The organism is Bacillus sp. FSL K6-2841 (assembly GCF_037976435.1).
Lineage (GTDB): Bacteria > Bacillota > Bacilli > Bacillales > Bacillaceae > Bacillus > Bacillus pumilus.
Genome location: NZ_CP150266.1, coordinates 3,402,071 through 3,420,212 on the forward strand (window position 1 = coordinate 3,402,071; position 18,142 = coordinate 3,420,212).

19 protein-coding genes and 1 riboswitch are annotated in these 18,142 nt (G+C 41.2%); of the genes, 6 read left to right on the forward strand and 13 right to left on the reverse strand.

From position 1 onward, the window contains the following. Window positions 1-12: 12 nt before the first annotated feature. On the reverse strand, window positions 13-900 hold the full coding sequence (locus tag MHH68_RS17460) for a LysR family transcriptional regulator (RefSeq protein WP_003214744.1): 888 nt from the start codon (window positions 898-900) through the stop codon (window positions 13-15). A 165-nt stretch (window positions 901-1,065) separates the two neighbouring features. Here MHH68_RS17460 and MHH68_RS17465 point away from each other — a divergent pair, with 165 nt between their 5' ends. Then, window positions 1,066-1,449, forward strand: a complete 384-nt coding sequence (locus tag MHH68_RS17465) for a CidA/LrgA family holin-like protein (protein ID WP_012011691.1) — start codon at window positions 1,066-1,068, stop codon at window positions 1,447-1,449. Then, on the forward strand, window positions 1,443-2,123 hold the full coding sequence (locus tag MHH68_RS17470) for a CidB/LrgB family autolysis modulator (protein WP_144461526.1): 681 nt from the start codon (window positions 1,443-1,445) through the stop codon (window positions 2,121-2,123). Before MHH68_RS17465 ends, MHH68_RS17470 begins: the two co-directional genes overlap by 7 nt. Before the next feature lie 37 nt (window positions 2,124-2,160). Here the strand turns inward: MHH68_RS17470 and MHH68_RS17475 are convergent, their stop codons facing one another. Beyond that, on the reverse strand, window positions 2,161-3,342 hold the full coding sequence (locus tag MHH68_RS17475) for a class I SAM-dependent rRNA methyltransferase (RefSeq protein ID WP_339164427.1): 1,182 nt from the start codon (window positions 3,340-3,342) through the stop codon (window positions 2,161-2,163). A 118-nt stretch (window positions 3,343-3,460) separates the two neighbouring features. Here MHH68_RS17475 and MHH68_RS17480 point away from each other — a divergent pair, with 118 nt between their 5' ends. Then, the gene (locus MHH68_RS17480) at window positions 3,461-3,844 is read left to right on the forward strand and encodes a VOC family protein (RefSeq protein WP_012011694.1); all 384 of its coding nucleotides are present in this window, start codon (window positions 3,461-3,463) and stop codon (window positions 3,842-3,844) included. Window positions 3,845-3,921: 77 nt separating this feature from the next. Here MHH68_RS17480 and MHH68_RS17485 read toward each other — a convergent pair whose 3' ends face one another. From MHH68_RS17485 to MHH68_RS17495, 3 genes are all read right to left on the reverse strand, one after another. Continuing rightward, a complete protein-coding gene (locus tag MHH68_RS17485) occupies window positions 3,922-4,650 on the reverse strand; it encodes an amino acid ABC transporter ATP-binding protein (protein WP_339164428.1) in 729 nt (242 codons plus the stop codon). After that, window positions 4,647-5,291 carry an amino acid ABC transporter permease gene (locus MHH68_RS17490; RefSeq protein ID WP_003215015.1) on the reverse strand — a complete coding sequence of 215 codons (645 nt, stop codon included), beginning with the start codon at window positions 5,289-5,291 and terminating at the stop codon, window positions 4,647-4,649. Before MHH68_RS17490 ends, MHH68_RS17485 begins: the two co-directional genes overlap by 4 nt. A gap of 69 nt (window positions 5,292-5,360) precedes the next feature. Continuing rightward, the gene (locus MHH68_RS17495) at window positions 5,361-6,125 is read right to left on the reverse strand and encodes a transporter substrate-binding domain-containing protein (protein WP_058013371.1); all 765 of its coding nucleotides are present in this window, start codon (window positions 6,123-6,125) and stop codon (window positions 5,361-5,363) included. A 526-nt stretch (window positions 6,126-6,651) separates the two neighbouring features. Here MHH68_RS17495 and MHH68_RS17500 point away from each other — a divergent pair. Together MHH68_RS17500 and MHH68_RS17505 are read left to right on the forward strand one after the other, a co-directional pair. Next, the gene (locus MHH68_RS17500; protein WP_339164429.1) at window positions 6,652-7,743 is read left to right on the forward strand and encodes a Rap family tetratricopeptide repeat protein; all 1,092 of its coding nucleotides are present in this window, start codon (window positions 6,652-6,654) and stop codon (window positions 7,741-7,743) included. Between the two features lie 6 nt (window positions 7,744-7,749). Beyond that, on the forward strand, window positions 7,750-7,890 hold the full coding sequence (locus tag MHH68_RS17505) for a hypothetical protein (protein WP_180309867.1): 141 nt from the start codon (window positions 7,750-7,752) through the stop codon (window positions 7,888-7,890). Between the two features lie 48 nt (window positions 7,891-7,938). On the opposite strand, the gene MHH68_RS17510 is transcribed toward MHH68_RS17505, so the two are convergent. The 5 genes from MHH68_RS17510 to MHH68_RS17530 form a co-directional block, all read right to left on the reverse strand. Further along, on the reverse strand, window positions 7,939-8,571 hold the full coding sequence (locus MHH68_RS17510) for a GTP pyrophosphokinase family protein (protein WP_003215004.1): 633 nt from the start codon (window positions 8,569-8,571) through the stop codon (window positions 7,939-7,941). Window positions 8,572-8,665: 94 nt separating this feature from the next. Then, window positions 8,666-9,679, reverse strand: a complete 1,014-nt coding sequence (locus MHH68_RS17515; RefSeq protein ID WP_058013369.1) for an ABC transporter permease — start codon at window positions 9,677-9,679, stop codon at window positions 8,666-8,668. After that, window positions 9,676-11,172: a sugar ABC transporter ATP-binding protein gene (locus MHH68_RS17520; protein WP_339164432.1), complete on the reverse strand. Its 1,497-nt coding sequence runs from the start codon at window positions 11,170-11,172 to the stop codon at window positions 9,676-9,678. The genes MHH68_RS17515 and MHH68_RS17520 overlap by 4 nt, the downstream gene beginning before the upstream one ends. 69 nt (window positions 11,173-11,241) lie before the next feature. Then, window positions 11,242-12,360 (reverse strand): sugar ABC transporter substrate-binding protein, encoded by a 1,119-nt coding sequence (locus MHH68_RS17525; RefSeq protein WP_339164434.1) that lies wholly within the window; start codon window positions 12,358-12,360, stop codon window positions 11,242-11,244. Between the two features lie 170 nt (window positions 12,361-12,530). Then, window positions 12,531-12,640: riboswitch (SAM riboswitch) on the reverse strand. A 116-nt stretch (window positions 12,641-12,756) separates the two neighbouring features. Continuing rightward, window positions 12,757-14,184 (reverse strand): right-handed parallel beta-helix repeat-containing protein, encoded by a 1,428-nt coding sequence (locus tag MHH68_RS17530; RefSeq protein WP_339164436.1) that lies wholly within the window; start codon window positions 14,182-14,184, stop codon window positions 12,757-12,759. Window positions 14,185-14,552: 368 nt separating this feature from the next. Here MHH68_RS17530 and MHH68_RS17535 point away from each other — a divergent pair, with 368 nt between their 5' ends. After that, on the forward strand, window positions 14,553-15,644 hold the full coding sequence (locus tag MHH68_RS17535; RefSeq protein WP_003215056.1) for a branched-chain amino acid aminotransferase: 1,092 nt from the start codon (window positions 14,553-14,555) through the stop codon (window positions 15,642-15,644). A 313-nt stretch (window positions 15,645-15,957) separates the two neighbouring features. Here MHH68_RS17535 and MHH68_RS17540 read toward each other — a convergent pair whose 3' ends face one another. From MHH68_RS17540 to MHH68_RS17550, 3 genes are all read right to left on the reverse strand, one after another. After that, the gene (locus tag MHH68_RS17540) at window positions 15,958-16,356 is read right to left on the reverse strand and encodes a hypothetical protein (protein ID WP_058013365.1); all 399 of its coding nucleotides are present in this window, start codon (window positions 16,354-16,356) and stop codon (window positions 15,958-15,960) included. Window positions 16,357-16,475: 119 nt separating this feature from the next. Then, window positions 16,476-17,804, reverse strand: coding sequence for a 6-phospho-beta-glucosidase (locus tag MHH68_RS17545; protein WP_339164438.1), 1,329 nt, complete (start codon window positions 17,802-17,804; stop codon window positions 16,476-16,478). Continuing rightward, window positions 17,801-18,127, reverse strand: a complete 327-nt coding sequence (locus MHH68_RS17550; protein WP_058013363.1) for a PTS lactose/cellobiose transporter subunit IIA — start codon at window positions 18,125-18,127, stop codon at window positions 17,801-17,803. The genes MHH68_RS17545 and MHH68_RS17550 overlap by 4 nt, the downstream gene beginning before the upstream one ends. Window positions 18,128-18,142 lie beyond the last annotated feature (15 nt).

Below are 18,142 nucleotides of genomic sequence, written 5' to 3' on the forward strand. Positions count from 1 at the left end.
TCGTCCTCCCTTTTACTCTGCTCCCCATACATAGGATTTCGTATGCTTTAACCATTCTCTTGCCGCAAACGACAAATAGCGGTCTTTTCGCCAAATGACACCTAAATGCCATGGGATTGACGTATTTAAGGAAATGACTTTCACCTTTTCTGGATCAAGATCACGGCAGATCCGCTCAGGCAGAAGGCCAATTCCCAAGTTCTCGGCTACCATCTCACTAATGAAATCCCATTGAGACGTTTCATAAATGACATTGGGACGGAAGCCCGCATTCATACATTCATTCAATATCCGGCTATGCAGAACAAAGTCTTCTCGAAAGAAAATAAAAGACTCTTCCTTTAAATCAGCTAAATCAACCTTATCTCGACCTGCCATCGGATGTGATGGATGCGTCACGAGCTTCATGTCCTCTTTAATAATGGTGTATGTATGAAAGATTTTATCATTTGCAGGCAGAACAATGACACCAATATCTAATGAACCATCTTCGACCCCTTCCTCTACTTTAATAGAGCCGTGCTCCACTAATTGAAAGGTGACATCAGGATATTGCTGGCGAAATTCTCCCATAACGTTCGGGAAAAAACTCGATCCAATCATCGGTGGCAGCCCGATGCGAATATGCCCTTTTTTGACATTCATTAAATCATTTAGCTCGCTCGTTAAATTTTGAAATGATTGTGTGATTTCACTCGCCTGGGTATACATCGTTTGTCCAGCATCTGTCATTTCAACCTGCCGGCCATTCCGATAAAACAACTGCACCCCCAGCTCATCCTCGAGATTTTTGACCATCTTGGAAATGGTAGGCTGCGACACATAAAGAGATTGTGATGCTTTTGTGAAGCTTTTTAACCTCGCCACTTCTAAGAAATATGTTAAATGTCTAATGTCCACATGACTCACCCTTCCTATAGACAAAAGGAATAATAATTATTCGATATATGTATTTTACCTATAACTGAACGTGCTGTACACTTTAAAGTAAGCGAATCAATTGGAACGTTGTCATGTTTTTGTGAAACAGTGAACAATTTATATAGAAAAAGGAGTGAACAGAAAGTGAAATTGCTCAAAACGCCGCTGATTGCTGTCCTTCAGATTATGGCTTTGTTTGTTTTTGCGAAATTGATGAATGTGCTCGCGGCCTTTTTGCATTTAAGAATTCCGGGCACGATTTTAGGCATTCTGGTCATTTTCTTATTACTTCATTTTAAAATTATTCAATTAAAATGGATTGAACTTGGTGCCGTATGGCTGCTCGGAGAACTGCTTCTATTCTTTATCCCGTCAGCCGTTGGTGTCATTGATTATGGAACATTGCTTTCTCAATCTGGTACAAGTATTGTTCTTGTCGTCTTACTGAGTACCTTTGTCGTCATGCTCTCGACTGGTATCATGACGCAAATGATTGCGAAAAGAAAGGAGCGAAAAAAGCTATGTTAATTGGCGCATTATTTCTGATCTTAACGGTTCTTTTATATCTCGGATCAAAAGCGATATATAAACGACACCCGAAGGTTTATGTATCCCCATTACTTGTGACACCGCTTGTCCTTGTCGTCTTTCTGTTAATCGTCAACATTCCTTACGACGCATACAATCAAGGCGGGAAATGGCTGACGAATATGCTTCAGCCTGCGACTGTTGCTTTTGCCATTCCCCTCTATAAGTATTTTCACATTCTGAAGAAGCATGCAGTGGAAATCATTTTGAATGTGGCTTGCGGTTCTGTCATTGCGATCCTATCTACGGCATTTATCGCGAAGTTGTTTCATTTGGATACAGGCCTAATTGAAAGTCTTGTGCCAAGGTCGGTCACAACACCAGTAGCGATGAGTGTGTCAGAAATGATTGGCGGGATGCCGTCCGTTACGGCAGTATTCGTCATTTTAACCGCACTGTTTGGGTCAATCATCGGTCCAATGATCATTCGTTATTTCCGTATTGATAATGACATTGCCATGGGCGTCCTGCTTGGTACAGGTGCACACGGGGCAGGAACATCGAAGGCATTTGAAATGAGCTCCGTCTCAGGGACGATCTCAAGTGTATCCATGATTATTTCAGCCATTATTACTTTATGTGCAGCGCCTATCCTCATGTCGTTCGCCTTATAAAAAAAGCCATTTCCTTTAACGGAAAATGGCTTTTTTCTTATGTTTGTATGAAGACAACCTTTAAATAATTTCCTTCCGGATAATTCTTCGTCGTACGGAAATCCTCAGGAAGGGTATATTCTTCAAGAATACGATAGCTTTGCCCTGATTCTTTAAAGGCCTGCGCAATAAATCCTTTGAATTTTTTCATACCAAATGCACTGCTATTCGTTGATGCCACAATGACGCCGTTCTCAGCTGTGATTTGGATGGCTTCTTTTAATAGCTTCTTATAATCCTTCGCTGCACTGAATGTGTGCTTTTTCGTGCGTGCAAAGGAAGGCGGGTCTAAGATGACAAGATCATAGGTCCATCCTTTTTTCGCAGCAAACGGAAAATACTTAAAGACGTCCATGACTTTAATATCCTGCCCGTCCACATCTATATCGTTGACTTCAAACTGTTCACATGTTTTTTTCAAACTGCGGTTCGCGACATCTACACTTGTCGTCCGGCTCGCTCCGCCAAGCGCTGCTGCCACGGAGAATGCACCTGTGTAAGAAAATGTATTGAGCACGGTCTTTCCTTTTGCATAACGATCTCGAATTGCTTTTCTCACATGACGTTGATCAAGAAAAATGCCTGTCATCGCACCATCATTTAAGTAAACCGCTACATTCATGCCATTTTCTTTCACGATGAGAGGGAATTCACCTTTCTCTCCCTTTACAAAATCATCATCTTCTATATACTGTCCCGACGTATCAAATCGTTTCTTTTCATAAATGCCTTTATAGTCTGGATATACATGCTCAAGTGCAGCCAATACTTCCGCCTTGAATGTATACACTCCTTCGCTATACCACTGGATGAGATAGAAACCGTCATAATGATCAATCGTGAACCCGCCTATGCCATCTCCCTCTCCGTTGAACACACGGAAAGCAGTCGTCAGTGCATCACGAAATAAATGCGTTCTGCTTTTCGCTGCCTGCTCAAGCTTGGAGACAAAAAAGGCATGGTCTATTTTTTCGTTGGCATCAAAGGTGAGCACCCAGCCGATCCCTTTATTTTGCACACCATAATATCCTTTTCCTAAAAAGGCGCCTCGCTCATCCACCCATTCAATTAGCTCGCCTTCTTTCACACTGCTTACATGCGATACAGCATCTTTAGAAATGAGTGGATATCCCTTTTTCACTTGTTCTGCAAATGTTTGTTTTAATGAGATTTTTTTCATTTGTGTCATCCTTATCCTAAATTGACTCTCTCTATCCTATCATATGAATGTATACGTTACTTCTATTATGATAAGATGAGGAGAAAAATATCAACACACCATTGAGGAGGCTCTTTTTTTGACGACATTACGATTAGATCATACAGGTATTATGGTTTCAAATATTGATACGTCCATTGATTTTTATGAAAAGGTCGTGGGCATGAAATTAAAGGATCGCATCACTCATACAAACGGAGTGATTGAGCTTGCATTTCTCGGCTTTAAAGATGAGGCAGAAACGGAAATTGAGCTCATCCAAGGGTACAGCAGCGACCTGCCATCTGAAGGAAAGGTTCACCATCTTGCCTTTACAACAGACAATATTCATGCTGAATTCAATCGTATTCAAAAGCTGCAAATTGAATTGATTGATGAAGAAATTACGACGCTGCCAAATGGATACTGCTACTTCTTTTTCAGAGGGCCAGACCAAGAATGGATCGAATTCTTCCAGCGCTAATATTTCCTAGGAAATGAGGCTGGCTATGCCCCATAAAAGAAAAAGAGTAAGAGCATCCATATGCTCTTACTCTTTTTTTATAACACCTTACTAAGAAATAATTTTGTACGCTCATGCTGCGGGTTTCCAAAGAGAGCTTCCGGTTTGTCTTCTTCGACAATATATCCACCATCCATAAAGATCACGCGGTCTCCCACCTCTCGTGCAAAGCCCATTTCATGTGTGACCACAATCATTGTCATGCCTTCGACGGCTAATTGTTTCATAACTGCTAATACATCCCCGACGACTTCAGGATCAAGAGCAGATGTCGGTTCATCGAATAATAACACTTTCGGGTCCATTGCCAAGGCTCTTGCGATGGCGACACGCTGTTTTTGTCCACCAGATAATTGGTTCGGGTAGCTTTTGGCTTTGTCTTTTAAGCCGACCTTTTCAAGCAGGTCCATTGCTTTATCAACTGCCACCTTCTTGTCTGTGCCTTTTACCTTCATCGGCGCGATCGTGATGTTTTCTAAAACGGTTTTATGAGGAAATAAATTAAAGTGCTGAAACACCATCCCCACTTCTTGACGTACCTTATTGATATTCACCTTTGGATCTGTAATCGTATGTCCGTGGACAACGACTTCACCAGCTGTAATATCTTCTAATTTATTGAGACATCTTAGAAACGTGCTTTTGCCCGATCCAGAAGGACCAATCACACACACTACTTCCTTTTCTTCGATGACTGCATTAATATCCTTTAACACTTCGTGATCGCCAAAGGATTTCTTTAAATTTTTCACCGTAATCATACTCATTTGATATCAAATCTCCTTTCTGCGTAGCTAGCCAGTAGAGAAAGTAAATAAATGATCACGAAATAAATGATTCCGACAATGAGCCAGACATTCAAAGGATCAAATGTTGCCGATGCCTGTACTTGTCCTCGCTGCATAATATCGGCAATTCCGATAATAGATAAGAGAGATGTATCCTTCAAGCTGATGATGGCTTGGTTTGTAATTGCTGGAAGCATGCGGCGGAATGCCTGTGGAAGGACGATAAAGCGCATGTTTTGCCCCCCTGTAAAGCCTAAAGAGCGCGCAGCTTCTGTTTGTCCTTTATCAATGGACTGAATCCCTGCACGAATAATTTCTGAGAAATAAGCCCCTGCATTAATTGCTACTGTAATAATCCCTGCCGGCACTCGATCAAGCGAAATGAATTCAAGTGTATTCAAACCAAAATAAATGAAGAATAGCTGTACGATAAATGGTGTGCCTCGAATGGCATTGACAAAGACAAGTGCGATGAAATTTAAGATTTTAAAAGGTGATAGACGGAATAATGCCACTATTAAACCGATGATAAATCCTAAAATGATGGCAACAACAAAGATATATAAAGTGGTTTGCAAACCGTCCATTAAATACGGGAATGCATTAATAATCGTGTCCATGTTTCTCCCTCCCTAATTCACATACGGCGCATCATAAAGAAAGCGCGCTCGGAACGCGCCTCGCTTGTATTATGACTTCAAATATTTATCAATAATTTTGTCATATTCACCATTTTTCTTTAGGTTCTCTAGACCTTTATTGATCTTTTTCAATAGGTCTTGGTTTTTCCCCTTCATCACAGAGATACCATACTGGTCTCCATTTAATCGGTCTCCAACTGTTTTCAATTTTAAATCTTGCTGTGCAATTGCATACGTAATGACAGGATAATCCTCAATTAAGGCATCTGCGTTTCCGTTTGAAACTTCTTGGAACATCGATGGGCTGTCATTAAATTGAACCACTTCATACCCATATTTATCTGCGTTATCTGATGCAAATTTTGCACCCGTCGTCCCATTTTTAACAGCTAGCTTTTTCCCCTTTAAATCATCAATTGATTTGATGCTGCTGTCCTTTTTCACAACAACTGTCAATCCAGCGTCGAAGTACGGATCTGAGAAATCTACCTTCTTCTTACGCTCATCTGTAATGCTCATTCCGCCCATCCCTACATCAAGCTGACCTGCCTGCATTGCCGGAATAATGCCTGAGAAGTCCATCGCTTCAAGTTTCACTTTGAAGTCTTGGTCTTTCGCGATGGCGTTAATCAGATCAACGTCGATTCCTTCAGTTTTACCGCCCTTTTCAAATTCAAATGGCGGATATGTTACATCTATCCCAATTTTATATGTGTCTTTGCCTTCTCCCGAACCGCTGTCCGATTTTGATCCACAGGCTGCCATGACGAGCACAACTATGAGTCCCATGATCAGTAACATCGATTTTTTCATAAAACACGCCCCCTATTGTCAGTTTTGTCTAAATATTCACAATACCAATAATACTATACCATGCTAAAGCTATAGTGTGTGATGTTTTTTATCAATACCAAAGATCCATACAATCCTAGATCAATAGTCTCTTTAAATTTTACTTTTTTGCGAATAACTCATTTTATTCTAAAAGAAGAGCGATTCACAATCATAATGTGAGATAATCTTACATAAAACGAGATATCACCTTGATAACCGCCGTTTTTTCTAATATACAAAAACAGACACTTGAATGATCTTCTTCTCTCTATTGATATCGTAATATATCTTCTCTAAAACCCTCTTTTTACCTAAAAATATGTAAGCGCATACAAATAGACACCTGATCCCTATTTCTTTCACAACTGGTTGAATTTACATCAAAAAACATGTTTTACAAATTGCGAGAGAGCGCTTAAAATATAAGAAGATACTGAATATGGAAAGTGAATTCAGATGAACGGAAATCGAACGAGATGGATAGATGAAGAAAGGAGGATATAAATTGGAAGAAACAGGTGTTTTGTCGTCCGTTGATGTAGCGAATATGTTAAATGACTGGTATGTCATGATGAAAAAAAGAGAAATACAAGGTGCGATCAAGCTAAAAGAAGAAATCCTTCAAGCGTTTGATCGCATGGAAGAGAATCAAGACGTCTTACTTTACTATCAATTGCTAGAGTACCGTTTTAAGGATCTCATTGAAGATACAGCTTCGCTGGATCATAGTCTTTTTGTTGATGAAAATGCAATCCGTACAGATGACATGCTCAGCTACTATTTCTATTTCTTTAAAGGGATGTATGAAATGCGCAGAGGCAATCAGGATACCGCATTTCACCTTTTAAAATTGGCAGAGGATAAATTAGATCTCGTCCACGATGACATTGAAAAAGCAGAATTTTATTATAAAACAGGGTGTCTTTACTATAATATAAGATCCACGCTCCTCTCCATACACCACTTGAAAATGGCTTCATCTATTTATGACGCAGATCCATGTTATGTGAAAAAATCAATCAGCTGTCAAATGATGCTCGCTTTGAATTATGCTGATCAATCAAAATATGATGAGGCAGAGTCATTATTTAAAAAAGTGATTCATTCACTAGAACAAATGGAAGATCCAGATTTGCTTGGTCATGCGTATTGCAATGCAGCTTTTATTAAAAGTCTTAGAAATGAATACAATGAAGCTGTGCCGCTCCTAGAAAAAGCTTTATTAATTGAGACATTTGAAACGTCTTCTCCAGGCGGCTACTTACTGGCCATGTATGCCTACACAAAAGCACTATTCAAGCTGAAAAAGCCTGGTTTGTTCCACTATTATGTACAGCTTTCACTTCAAAAAGCAGAAAATTTAAAACAACGAAACATTTCACTTAAATTATCTATTTTAGAAACACTTATGCTTCAGCAAGACAACATGATAGAGCAAATCAAGTCTTATTGTAATCAATTAGAATCTATGAATTTTCTTGTCGATCTTGAAGCCATCTGTCAGGATGCAGCTGCTTACTTAACAGATCTTGGACTTCATGAAGAATCCACTTATTTCTCGAACAAGGCGTTGTCCTTAAAAACAGATATGGAGTGATGTAAGATGAAAAAATGGCTTATCACAAGTGCGATTTTGACACTCTTGATAACAGGTGTTTCCATTGGCGTTTCCATCCAAAAAGACAGCCAATCTGCACAATCTCAAGATATCATTCAAAAGAGAGACCGCGGCACCAATCCTTAAACATGAAAAAGAGCAGCTGTGAATATCGCAGCTGCTCTTTTTTATGCGTTAATCGATTTCTCGTTTAATATTTTGCATTTTTTCATCTAAGTAATGGGCTATATCAGCCGCTTCCTTCAGTTCATCGGTTAGCTGATGAGGGACATCGTTTTGCAGTTTATAATAGATTTTATGCTCAAGACTCGCCCAAAAATCCATCGCTATGGTCCGCACCTGAATCTCAACCTTTACATGTTCCACACGATTCGTTAAGTACACAGGGATCTCCACAATTAAATGAAGACTTCTGTAGCCATTTGGTTTTGGATGTTGAATATAATCCTTCACTTCAAGGATTTTCAGATCCTCTCTTTGCCTCAATACATCCATAATATTATAGATATCTTGAATAAAGGAGCAGATGATGCGGACACCTGCGATATCATGAATATACTCCTTGGCACATTGTGTTGTGATGTCGCATCCTTTTCTTGCTAATTTATTTACAATGCTTTCAAAGGATTTGATCCGTGATTTTGTATGCTCTATTGGATTGTGCCCATGGATTAAATTATATTCCTGGCTGATGATTGAAAACTTCGTATCCATTTCATCTAATGCAAATTTATATACTAATAATTCATTTTTCCAGTCTTCCATGACGTTTTTCAAATCTTCTACATGAGTTGCTGACATATTCATTTCTATTTGTCATCTCCTTTTGGGAAACGGCGGCTGCACCGCTTTCCGTTTACTAGACGGAGATGAGACTCGAAAGGTTTTAAAAAATACGTCGTCAGCCTCGCTGTTTGTAATACGTCAACGCCAGCGCAAGCGCGAGTACAGAGCCTTTCACAATATCCATCGCGTAATAAGGGACAGACATCATCACAAGCCCATTTTGCAAAATTCCGATCAGTACAGCCCCAATAAAAGTACCAAATGCATTTGGTTTTCCTGCTCCCATGACGGAAAAACCGATAAAAGCTGCCGCTACGCCATCCATTAAATAAGGTGTGCCCGCATTTATTTCCGCTGTCATCACCCTTGATGCCAGCACAATACCACCGATTGCTGCAAATAAAGCCGAGAGCAGATATGCCGCGATTTTATATTTATTCACATGAATACCAGACAATCGAGCCGCTTCCTTATTTCCTCCAATGATGTACATAAATCGTCCGTGCTTTGTGTATGTCATGAAAACATGTGCAAATAGCACAATCACTGCCATTAAAAGAATGATATATGGCACCTGTCCAATTTTGCTGAAAAAGGCGGGGATTGTACCCGTTGAGAATGTACCGTCAGGCAGCACCATGTTTTCAGAAATAGTCGCCCCTTTCGTATACGTTTGAGCCAAACCTTGAATGATAAACATCATGGCTAATGTCATGAGCATATCTGGAATTTTCATTTTGACAATCATCAAGGCATTGAGTAACCCAACAATAAGGGCAGCCGCTAGCGCAGAAAGGATCGCAATCAGCGGGTTTTGCGAAAACCACACAAACATAGAAATCACGATTGCATTCGATAACGTTGCGATTGATCCGACTGATAGATCAAAGCCGTTGACTGCCAATGAGATGGTAAGACCCACCGCAATAATGGTCACAATGGAGATAGACCGTAAAATATTGATGATATTCCCTGTTTGTAAAAATGCTGGATTCGATGCCGCAAATACCACAATCAATAAAGCAATGGTTAAGATCGTGCCATATCGATAAAAGAAATCAAATAGATGAAAGGATGGCCGCTGTTTTTTCGTTTGCTGTACAGGGGCTGGAATTTGTTGTTCACTCATGATTGTCCTCCTGTTGAATGATATAAAAGCTCTTCCTCAGTCGTTGGAGCCGTCATTTCCCGGGCAATGCTGCCATCATACAGCACATAGACGCGGTCTGCGATACCTGCAATCTCTGATAGCTCACTTGACGCATAAATCACAGATTTCCCGCGGGCAGCAAGCTCTGCAATCAGCGTGAAAATATCTTTTTTCGCTCCAACGTCTACTCCTTTAGTTGGTTCATCAAAGAGATAGACATCCGCTTCAGCAAGCAGCCATTTTCCGATGGCAATCTTCTGTTGATTTCCACCGGATAGATGCTTCGCCTTCGCTTCAAGAGATGGGGTTTTGACACCAAGTCGTTTGACGATTTCGTCTGCTTTCCGCTGTTCCTTCGAACGATATAAGAAGCTGAACACGCTTGAGAATGAACGAAGACTTGCGGCCGTTAAGTTCCAGCCCACGCTCTCTTCCGTTAGAATCCCTTCCTTTCTCCGTTCTTCTGGCACAAGGGCCATTCCAGCTCTCACGGCTTGATGAGACGATGTGATGCGAACGATTTGACCATGAAGCTTTACAGTCCCAGTCTTTTTTTCTGAGGCGCCGAAAAGAGCTTTACACAATTCTGTTTTTCCAGCACCGACAAGGCCAGCAATTCCGAGAATTTCTCCCTTTTTCACATGAAGATGAATGTTGCGTAATTTATGCTGGTCATTTAGCTGCTTCACTTCAAGGACAATGGGTGCATCCTTCAAAGGTGTACGGGGCGGAAATTGCTCCTCTAATGGCGCACCTAGCATTTCTTCAATGATCTGCTGCGGATTTGTATTTTGAACAAGATGAGCTGCGACATCGGTTCCATTTCGCATCACTGTTAGTTCATCACAGATGGTGAAAATTTCAGGCATACGATGAGAGATAAACACAATGCCCGTTCCATTCTGTTTCAGCCGATCAATCATTGAAAATAACTTGTTTGTTTCTGTATGACTTAGCGGAGCTGTTGGTTCATCTAAGATTAAAATGCTGCATTTGATTGAAACGGCTTTGGCGATGAGCACCAGCTGTTTTTCCGCAAGGGTTAGATCACTCACAAGGCGTTTTGTGGAGATGTCGATGTCCAGTTCTTTTAATCGTTGCGCTGCCTTACGGTGCAGCTCTTTCCAGTCGACAAATGTTTTTTTCTCAATCTGATGCATCATCATATTCTCACCAACACTTAAGTAGGGAACGAGAGCTGTATCCACTTCTTGATGAACCGTCTGCACACCATATGAGACCGCATCCTTTGGGGTTTGAATCGATGCCGCCTGACCATTAATTTGGATGCTTCCTTCATAGTGCGAATGAGCGCCAGAAAGAACTTTCATTAACGTGGACTTCCCAGCACCATTTGCTCCAATCAGTGCATGAACTGTCCCTTTTTTTAATGTGAAATTCACTTGATCTAACGCTTTTACTCCTGGGAATTCAATCGAAATATGTTTCATACAAACTAGCGGCGAAGTCATAGATGTCCTCCTTCTCATGATCATCATCTGAAAAACGAAACACCCTCTATAGAAGAGAGTGCACGGTGTTTATTTTGTATAATGCTTCTTCAAGGTCTTCATCCAATCTTCTTCAAAGGCAGTCGATGAGCCGAACCCCTTCACTTCGTCCGCAAGATTGACCATATTGATGGCTTTTCCTGATTGTTGAAGCTGTTTTTGTGAGATGAGAGAGGCCTCAAGGTCATAGGAAGACGGGGTTTTCTCACCCGCTATTTTCTTCGCAAGAATTCTCACGTCAACTGCGCCAATAAGCTTCGGATCAACCGCTGCTGTGTACTTCCATGGACTGTCTTTTGCTGTCATTTCTTGAAGATCAGCATTTGATACATCAATCCCATAAATCTTCACTTCTGTTCTTCCTGCTTCCTTTAGCGCTCTTGCTGCGCCAATGGCAAAGGCATCCCACGTGGCAAAAATAGCGTCAAGCTTACCCTTTGGATATTTATTCAGCATCGCTGCCACTGCATTTTGTGTTTGAACAGACGTATCAGAGGAGGCAATACCAAAGCGGTCAAGTTCCTTGATCCCTGAATGTTGTTTGAGCGTTTCTTGATAGACCTTATTCCGTCTCACCATTGGCGGGAATCCATCTACCCAGAGGTACGCAATATTTGCTTTTCCTTTAAAATCAGACACGAGTGCATCTAGTGATTTTTTCGCTAATTGTTCGTCATCTTGAGACGTCACTGTGACTCCTTTGATGTCCTTCAGCTTAGGATTTGAATCGAACGCTACGACTGGAATGCCCTTCGATGTGATCTTTTTCACATCAGCGACGGTCGCCTCGTCATCCCCATGAGAGATGATAAAGCCATCATAATTTTCTTCCAGCGCCTGAGAGATCGCGTCATGGAACTTCGCTGTATCTCCATTTGCGGTGTAGACATCTACCGTAAAGCCAAGCGCTTCACCTTCTGCCTTCGTCCCAGCTAAAAACTGTGCTGTATGATCATCTCCTCCGATTTTACGGATGACTTTAATTTTCGCTCCCTGTCCCTTTGCAAATCGCTTCGGTACATTGTCAAAGGAGACCTTTTCGTTCGCATTTGCCTTTGAGCCTGCACTTGATCCAGTGCCGCAGCCTGTTAATAGGACGGTCAATACCGTTAATAATATAAGACATGATGTAAAATACTTACGCTTCATTGCTGTTCCTCCTCAAGTTGTTTTTTATTTTTCACATCGGAAAACTAGGTAAAAATGTGAGAAAACGCCAGTAAACTGTTCTTCCATTTGAAAAAGAGACGAAAAAAAGCCTCTCTTGGAAAGAGAGGCTTGATCACCGTTGCATGAAACATGTATCGGGAATTCTTCCTCTCTTATCTGTCAAAGCTGTCACAGCTTTGCAGGAATTAGCACCAATTTCTATAGTAGAAACGGTTGCCGGGCGTCATAGGGCCAGTCCCTCTGCCTCTCTTGATAAGAGATCCGTTATGAAATTTTGTTTTAGTTGAAATGTCTTCTTTACTTTAATGTGATGTCACATCAATGTCAATGATTTTTTTGAAAATTTAAAACAATAAGCTTGTGGCTCAGACATGCTTAACTTCCGATGATTTTCTTAGCAGGTGATGATTTCTTCAGGCGAAAATCATATTTTTTCTCATTCACAAATTGTGGATTGAGGTGTGCTGATCCTCTATCTTGGCCGCTTGTAGAGAGATACGTTTTGTAGCCTTCCATCCATTTCCCGCGCCATACCCACTGTGATGCCTTCGCACCTTTGCGGTCATCATATACGTTCTTTTCGAAGGTATTCTTTTGGTTCACTCCATAAAGATTCACAACTAAGTAATGCGAGGCACTCGCTGTCATGATATTGCTCTTGATACGATTGTTCACGGCTTGATATTGCATCAACAATTGACCGCCTTCTAAGCCGGCTGTGTCATTTTTGTATAAAATATTATGTGAAATCGTCGTATTTATAGTTCCGCCTCGCTTTTTATCATAACCGCCAATTGAAATGCCTGTATAACGGTTCAAATACACTTGATTGTGTTCAATTCGAATACGATCTGCCATTTTTTCTTTATGTTCACTTGTGACTTCAATCCCAAGGTCATTGTGATGTGTGATGTTATGATCAATCACAATGTCCTTCCCGCCATCGACATAAATTCCACCAGCGGAGATGTCTTTGCCATAGGCTGGATTTCCTACACTCGTAATCTCATACACTTTGTTTCTTGATACAACACCATTTCTGACTTGATCGTACTTTTTAGAAGGTGCTACGTTTTCAAAACCAATTAAATCAATCCCTATATTATCAGTATGGCGGACGGTGTTATGTGTCACACGGAACTTATTGACGTTCCCATTGAGCACAAGCGCTTCACTGAAGCCAAGCTTTAATTTTTCAACAGTGTTTCCTTTGATTTCAATGTCTTCAATAGCCGCAGGAGCTTTTGTTCCATAGACCGCAATACCGTGCGCATTCCCATTTTTGTGTGTCGTCTGAATGTCATACACTCGGTTGTTGAGCAGTTTGACGCCTTTCCCGCTTCCTTTGATAAAAATACCGACTGGAGTCAGATCTTCCTTATTTGTCTTGAGATGTCCCACCGTCAGCCCTTTGAGGGTAATGTAACTTTTTTGATCGATCGTGACAAGACCACCATCTGCTTGATTTCCTTTTAGTGAAGCCCCGCTAATGACAGGTTTTTCTTTTCCGTAAGCTTGAAAGATAACAGGTGCTTTCTTTGTACCTGAATGGCGGACAATCAATTTTTCTTTGTATGTACCGCCTCTCACGTATATAGTTGCCCCGGCTTTTGCCATACTTGATGCCTTTTTCAGCGTGCGAAAAGGTTTTTGCTTCGTTCCTGGGTTTTTATCGTTTCCGTTTGTCGCTACGTAATAGGCTGTGCTTTGCTTAGCGCCCGCCTTCTCTGTCATCGCTTGACAGCCGAAGCTGATCACGGTCATGAATAAAATAAGGAAAATGCCTGGTATCGCTCGTTTCATCTTGTTGTTTGCTCCTTTCGCTTCTCTTCTTTCTTTATCGGTTAAAAAAAAGAGGATTAAAATATGAGAATGCCCCTTGCAATGTACTGGTCAAAAGGTGTATGGTTGAAAGAATATCTTACAGGAAATTTATCCGCTTTTAAATTGTCAGATTAATCAGTTAATAATGTATTTGGATTTTATTTCTTTATTAAAAAGGGGTGACATGAGGCAGACTGACGGCAGAGAGAAGGAAAGCGCTTTAACAGATTTTTCTTGTCTGAATTCCAGAAAACCTATTGCTAATATTTTGTGAAGGTATAGAATAGAATCATAATTATTTCATATTATTAGAATTTTCAAATAATCAAACAGCAAGGAGATTTACGATGCCAAAACAACCCATCCGCGTTGAACTTAGTTCAACAAAAAAACCAAAACCTCAATCTGATCAACTTGAATTCGGAAAAATCTTCACAGATCACATGTTTGTGATGGATTATTCCATTGATCAAGGCTGGTATGATCCAAGAATTATCCCTTATCAAGCCATTCCAATGGACCCAGCTTCGATGGTCTACCATTATGGGCAATCTGTTTTTGAAGGCTTGAAGGCTTATGTTTCTGAGGATCAGAAAATTCTCTTATTCCGTCCGGAAAAGAATATGGAACGCTTAAACAGATCCAATGACCGCCTGTGCATCCCACAAATTGATACAGAAACGGTTTTAGAGGGCTTAAATGAACTCATTCGCATTGATAAGGATTGGGTACCTGATGCAGAGGGCACTTCCTTGTATATCCGTCCATTCATTATTTCCACTGAACCATATTTAGGCGTTGCGCCGTCAAGCACATATAAGCTGCTTATTATCCTATCTCCAGTGGGATCTTACTATAAAGAAGGCATCCATCCGGTCAAAATTGCCGTTGAAAACGAATTTGTCCGTGCCGTTAAAGGCGGAACAGGTAATGCCAAAACAGCTGGAAACTACGCTTCAAGCCTCAAGGCACAGCAAGTTGCTGAAACCAAAGGTTTTTCACAAGTTCTTTGGCTTGATGGAGTTGAGAAAAAGTACATTGAAGAAGTCGGGAGTATGAATATCTTCTTTAAAATCAATGGCGAAATCGTGACGCCTGAATTGAACGGCAGCATTTTAGAAGGCATCACACGTAACTCTGTACTTGAGCTATTAAAACACTGGGGAATTCCAGTGACAGAGCGTAAAATTTCGATTGATGAGTTAATTGAAGCACATCAATCAGGCGAGCTTGAAGAAATCTTTGGAACTGGAACGGCGGCCGTCATCTCTCCTGTCGGGGAATTAATTTATCACGATCAGCCATATGTGATTCAAGATGGTCAAACAGGCGAAGTATCGAAGAAATTGTATGAGGCCATTACGGGTATTCAAAAAGGAACACAGCCAGATATCTTCGGCTGGACAGTAGAAGTCGACTCGGTCGTCAAACAAGCTTAAGCATGTAAAAGAACCTTTCATTCATGAAGGGTTCTTTTTTTGTTTATTTACCTTTCTAATATACCTTATAATGGTAATCACACATATAAGGAGTGATGGTATGTTTTTTACTTATCTACTAGCGTTTTTGGGATTTGCATCGGATCGATGATCATCGCTACAGGTTTCGACGATTCACCGTTCCACACCCGTGTTCTATTTAAGTTTCTCGGAATTTCTATCTTTGTTCTTTCTATTACTTTTGTAAAGGTGAGACGAAAAAGGTTACGCAGTAAAAAGGCGAAATAGACTTAGATGTCCAGTCAGCCTCCCATCAAATCGTGCACCAAAATAAGACCGATACCCCCACAATCGCCCCTGCATATATCCACTGTTTCCCTTTGATGCTCCGCTTTCTTTCAATCAGTAAAAAGATCTCTGGTAAAAAGACGATGATGATTTCTATGAAAAAGACAAGATAATAAACAAACGGCATCGGCTGAAAATCAAAGTCTCTTTCATCTCCACCAATTGTTGCGAAATACATCAACAGGTTGGTTACTGGAATGGTAAAACAAACGAGCAGGCGAAGAACATACATCCACACATACTGTCTATGACGAATAAGACCAATAAATGAAGCGATGATGCCATACAAAAACAAGACCACTGTGCCATAACTCAACAGAGGTTGAACGACAAAGCCGTAAAGCATTAAACCAATTGCAACCATACTCAAACCGTCCCTTCTTTGAAGCCATACATGTTGTTTTTTACTATCATACACTTCTTTCTTGAATTTCCATATGGGGCCATGATAAAAAAACGACCCCATAAAGGGGCCATTTTGTTTTATGCTTTGACTGATTTGAAGAATTGCGGTAAATATTCACGATGCGCTTCGAGCATTTCATCTAAAATTTGCTTTGCAATTTCGTCAGATGGGACAAGCGGATTGATCGTCATTGCTACAAGAGCCGTCTCGTAATCTCCTGTGACTGCCGCTTCTGCTGCCACACGCTCGAATGATTTGATTTGTTGAACGAGCCCTCTCACAGCCACAGGCAGATCACCCGTCGCAATTGGTTTTGGTCCGTACTTCGTAATGATACAGTTCACTTCAACCGCTGAATCAGCCGGAATGCTGGCAATCGCCCCTCTGTTCACTGTATTGACTGGTTGGATGTCATGCTTATCATTATAGATGGAGCTGATTAAGTTACATGCCGCATCACTGTAATATGCCCCGCCTCTTTTTTCGAGCTGCGGTGGTTTAATCGATAAATCAGGATCTTTATAGAGCTCAAATAATTCGTGCTCAACCTGCTGGACTACCTCTGCTCTTGTTCCTTTTTCTTGGGCTGCCTTTTGCTCTTCTTCCAGCATATCTTTTGTTTTATAGTAATAGCGATGATATGGACATGGGATGACCCCTAAGCCTTTCACAAAAGAAGGTTCCCAGTTTTTCGCTTCAATGTTCTTCATAGACCACTGACTATTCGGATTTCCTAATTCTTCGAGCACTTGATCCATAATGCTGACCCCGTCTAAATACACGTCTAATCCATAGACCATGTGATTGAGGCCTGCAAACTGTACCTCGATCCGTTCAACATTTACATCAAGCGCCTTGGCAATTCCCATTTTTATCCCAATTGGGACATTGCATAGTCCGACTACTTTTTTTAGATTCGTGTAGCGCAGCACAGCTTCTGTGACCATGCCGGCTGGATTTGTAAAGTTCACAAGCCATGCATCTGGACAAAGCTCTTCCATATCCTTCACGATGTCTAAAATGACTGGGATGGTTCGAAGACCTTTAAATAAGCCACCTGGTCCGTTCGTTTCCTGACCGATGACACCATATTTAAGCGGGATTCTCTCATCCTTTGCCCGTGCTTCCAGCAGTCCTACACGAAATTGTGTTGTCACAAAATCTGCGTCCTTCAGGGCTTCCCTTCGGTCGAGTGTCAGGTGTACCTCAATCGGCAGCCCGGCTTTTTCGACCATGCGTTTCGCGAGAGCACCCACGATGTTTAACTTTTCCTGACCCGCTTCAATATCCACGAGCCATAATTCCTTTACAGGCAATTCATGATATCGTTTGATAAATCCTTCGACAAGCTCAGGCGTATAGCTCGATCCTCCGCCTATTGTGACAATTTTGATTCCATCTTTCATGAATTGACACCTCCAAGTTGCTTCATTTTTTCATGGAGCTCGATGATTTCCGCCGCAAGCTCCTTGACAGTCATTGCGTTCATGAGATGATCCTGTGCATGGATCATTAAGAGACTGATGTCGGTCTTTTCTCCTCTAATTTCTCCTTGGATCAGCTCTGTCTGTGCGTGATGCGCCTCATTTAACGCGTCTTGTGCTTCCTGCAATTTTTGCTTCGCCTCATCAAAGTTTCCTTCCTTTGCACATGTAATGGCCTCCATCGCGGAGCTTCTGCCATTCCCGCCGTGTAAGATGAGTTGAAACACAATTTGTTCCATTTCCATCGGCCGCATCCCCCT

Excerpts from the sequence above, each read along its gene's own strand:
- MHH68_RS17470 (WP_144461526.1), top strand. The coding sequence starts at position 1,443 with ATGTTAATTGGCGCATTATTTCTGATCTTAACGGTTCTTTTATATCTC.
- MHH68_RS17475 (WP_339164427.1), bottom strand. The coding sequence starts at position 3,342 with ATGAAAAAAATCTCATTAAAACAAACATTTGCAGAACAAGTGAAAAAG.
- MHH68_RS17485 (WP_339164428.1), bottom strand. The coding sequence starts at position 4,650 with ATGAGTATGATTACGGTGAAAAATTTAAAGAAATCCTTTGGCGATCAC.
- MHH68_RS17490 (WP_003215015.1), bottom strand. The coding sequence starts at position 5,291 with ATGGACACGATTATTAATGCATTCCCGTATTTAATGGACGGTTTGCAA.
- MHH68_RS17495 (WP_058013371.1), bottom strand. The coding sequence starts at position 6,125 with ATGAAAAAATCGATGTTACTGATCATGGGACTCATAGTTGTGCTCGTC.
- MHH68_RS17505 (WP_180309867.1), top strand. The coding sequence starts at position 7,750 with ATGAAAAAATGGCTTATCACAAGTGCGATTTTGACACTCTTGATAACA.
- MHH68_RS17510 (WP_003215004.1), bottom strand. The coding sequence starts at position 8,571 with ATGAATATGTCAGCAACTCATGTAGAAGATTTGAAAAACGTCATGGAA.
- MHH68_RS17515 (WP_058013369.1), bottom strand. The coding sequence starts at position 9,679 with ATGAGTGAACAACAAATTCCAGCCCCTGTACAGCAAACGAAAAAACAG.
- MHH68_RS17520 (WP_339164432.1), bottom strand. The coding sequence starts at position 11,172 with ATGACTTCGCCGCTAGTTTGTATGAAACATATTTCGATTGAATTCCCA.
- MHH68_RS17525 (WP_339164434.1), bottom strand. The coding sequence starts at position 12,360 with ATGAAGCGTAAGTATTTTACATCATGTCTTATATTATTAACGGTATTG.
- MHH68_RS17530 (WP_339164436.1), bottom strand. The coding sequence starts at position 14,184 with ATGAAACGAGCGATACCAGGCATTTTCCTTATTTTATTCATGACCGTG.
- MHH68_RS17535 (WP_003215056.1), top strand. The coding sequence starts at position 14,553 with ATGCCAAAACAACCCATCCGCGTTGAACTTAGTTCAACAAAAAAACCA.
- MHH68_RS17540 (WP_058013365.1), bottom strand. The coding sequence starts at position 16,356 with ATGGTTGCAATTGGTTTAATGCTTTACGGCTTTGTCGTTCAACCTCTG.
- MHH68_RS17545 (WP_339164438.1), bottom strand. The coding sequence starts at position 17,804 with ATGAAAGATGGAATCAAAATTGTCACAATAGGCGGAGGATCGAGCTAT.
- MHH68_RS17550 (WP_058013363.1), bottom strand. The coding sequence starts at position 18,127 with ATGGAAATGGAACAAATTGTGTTTCAACTCATCTTACACGGCGGGAAT.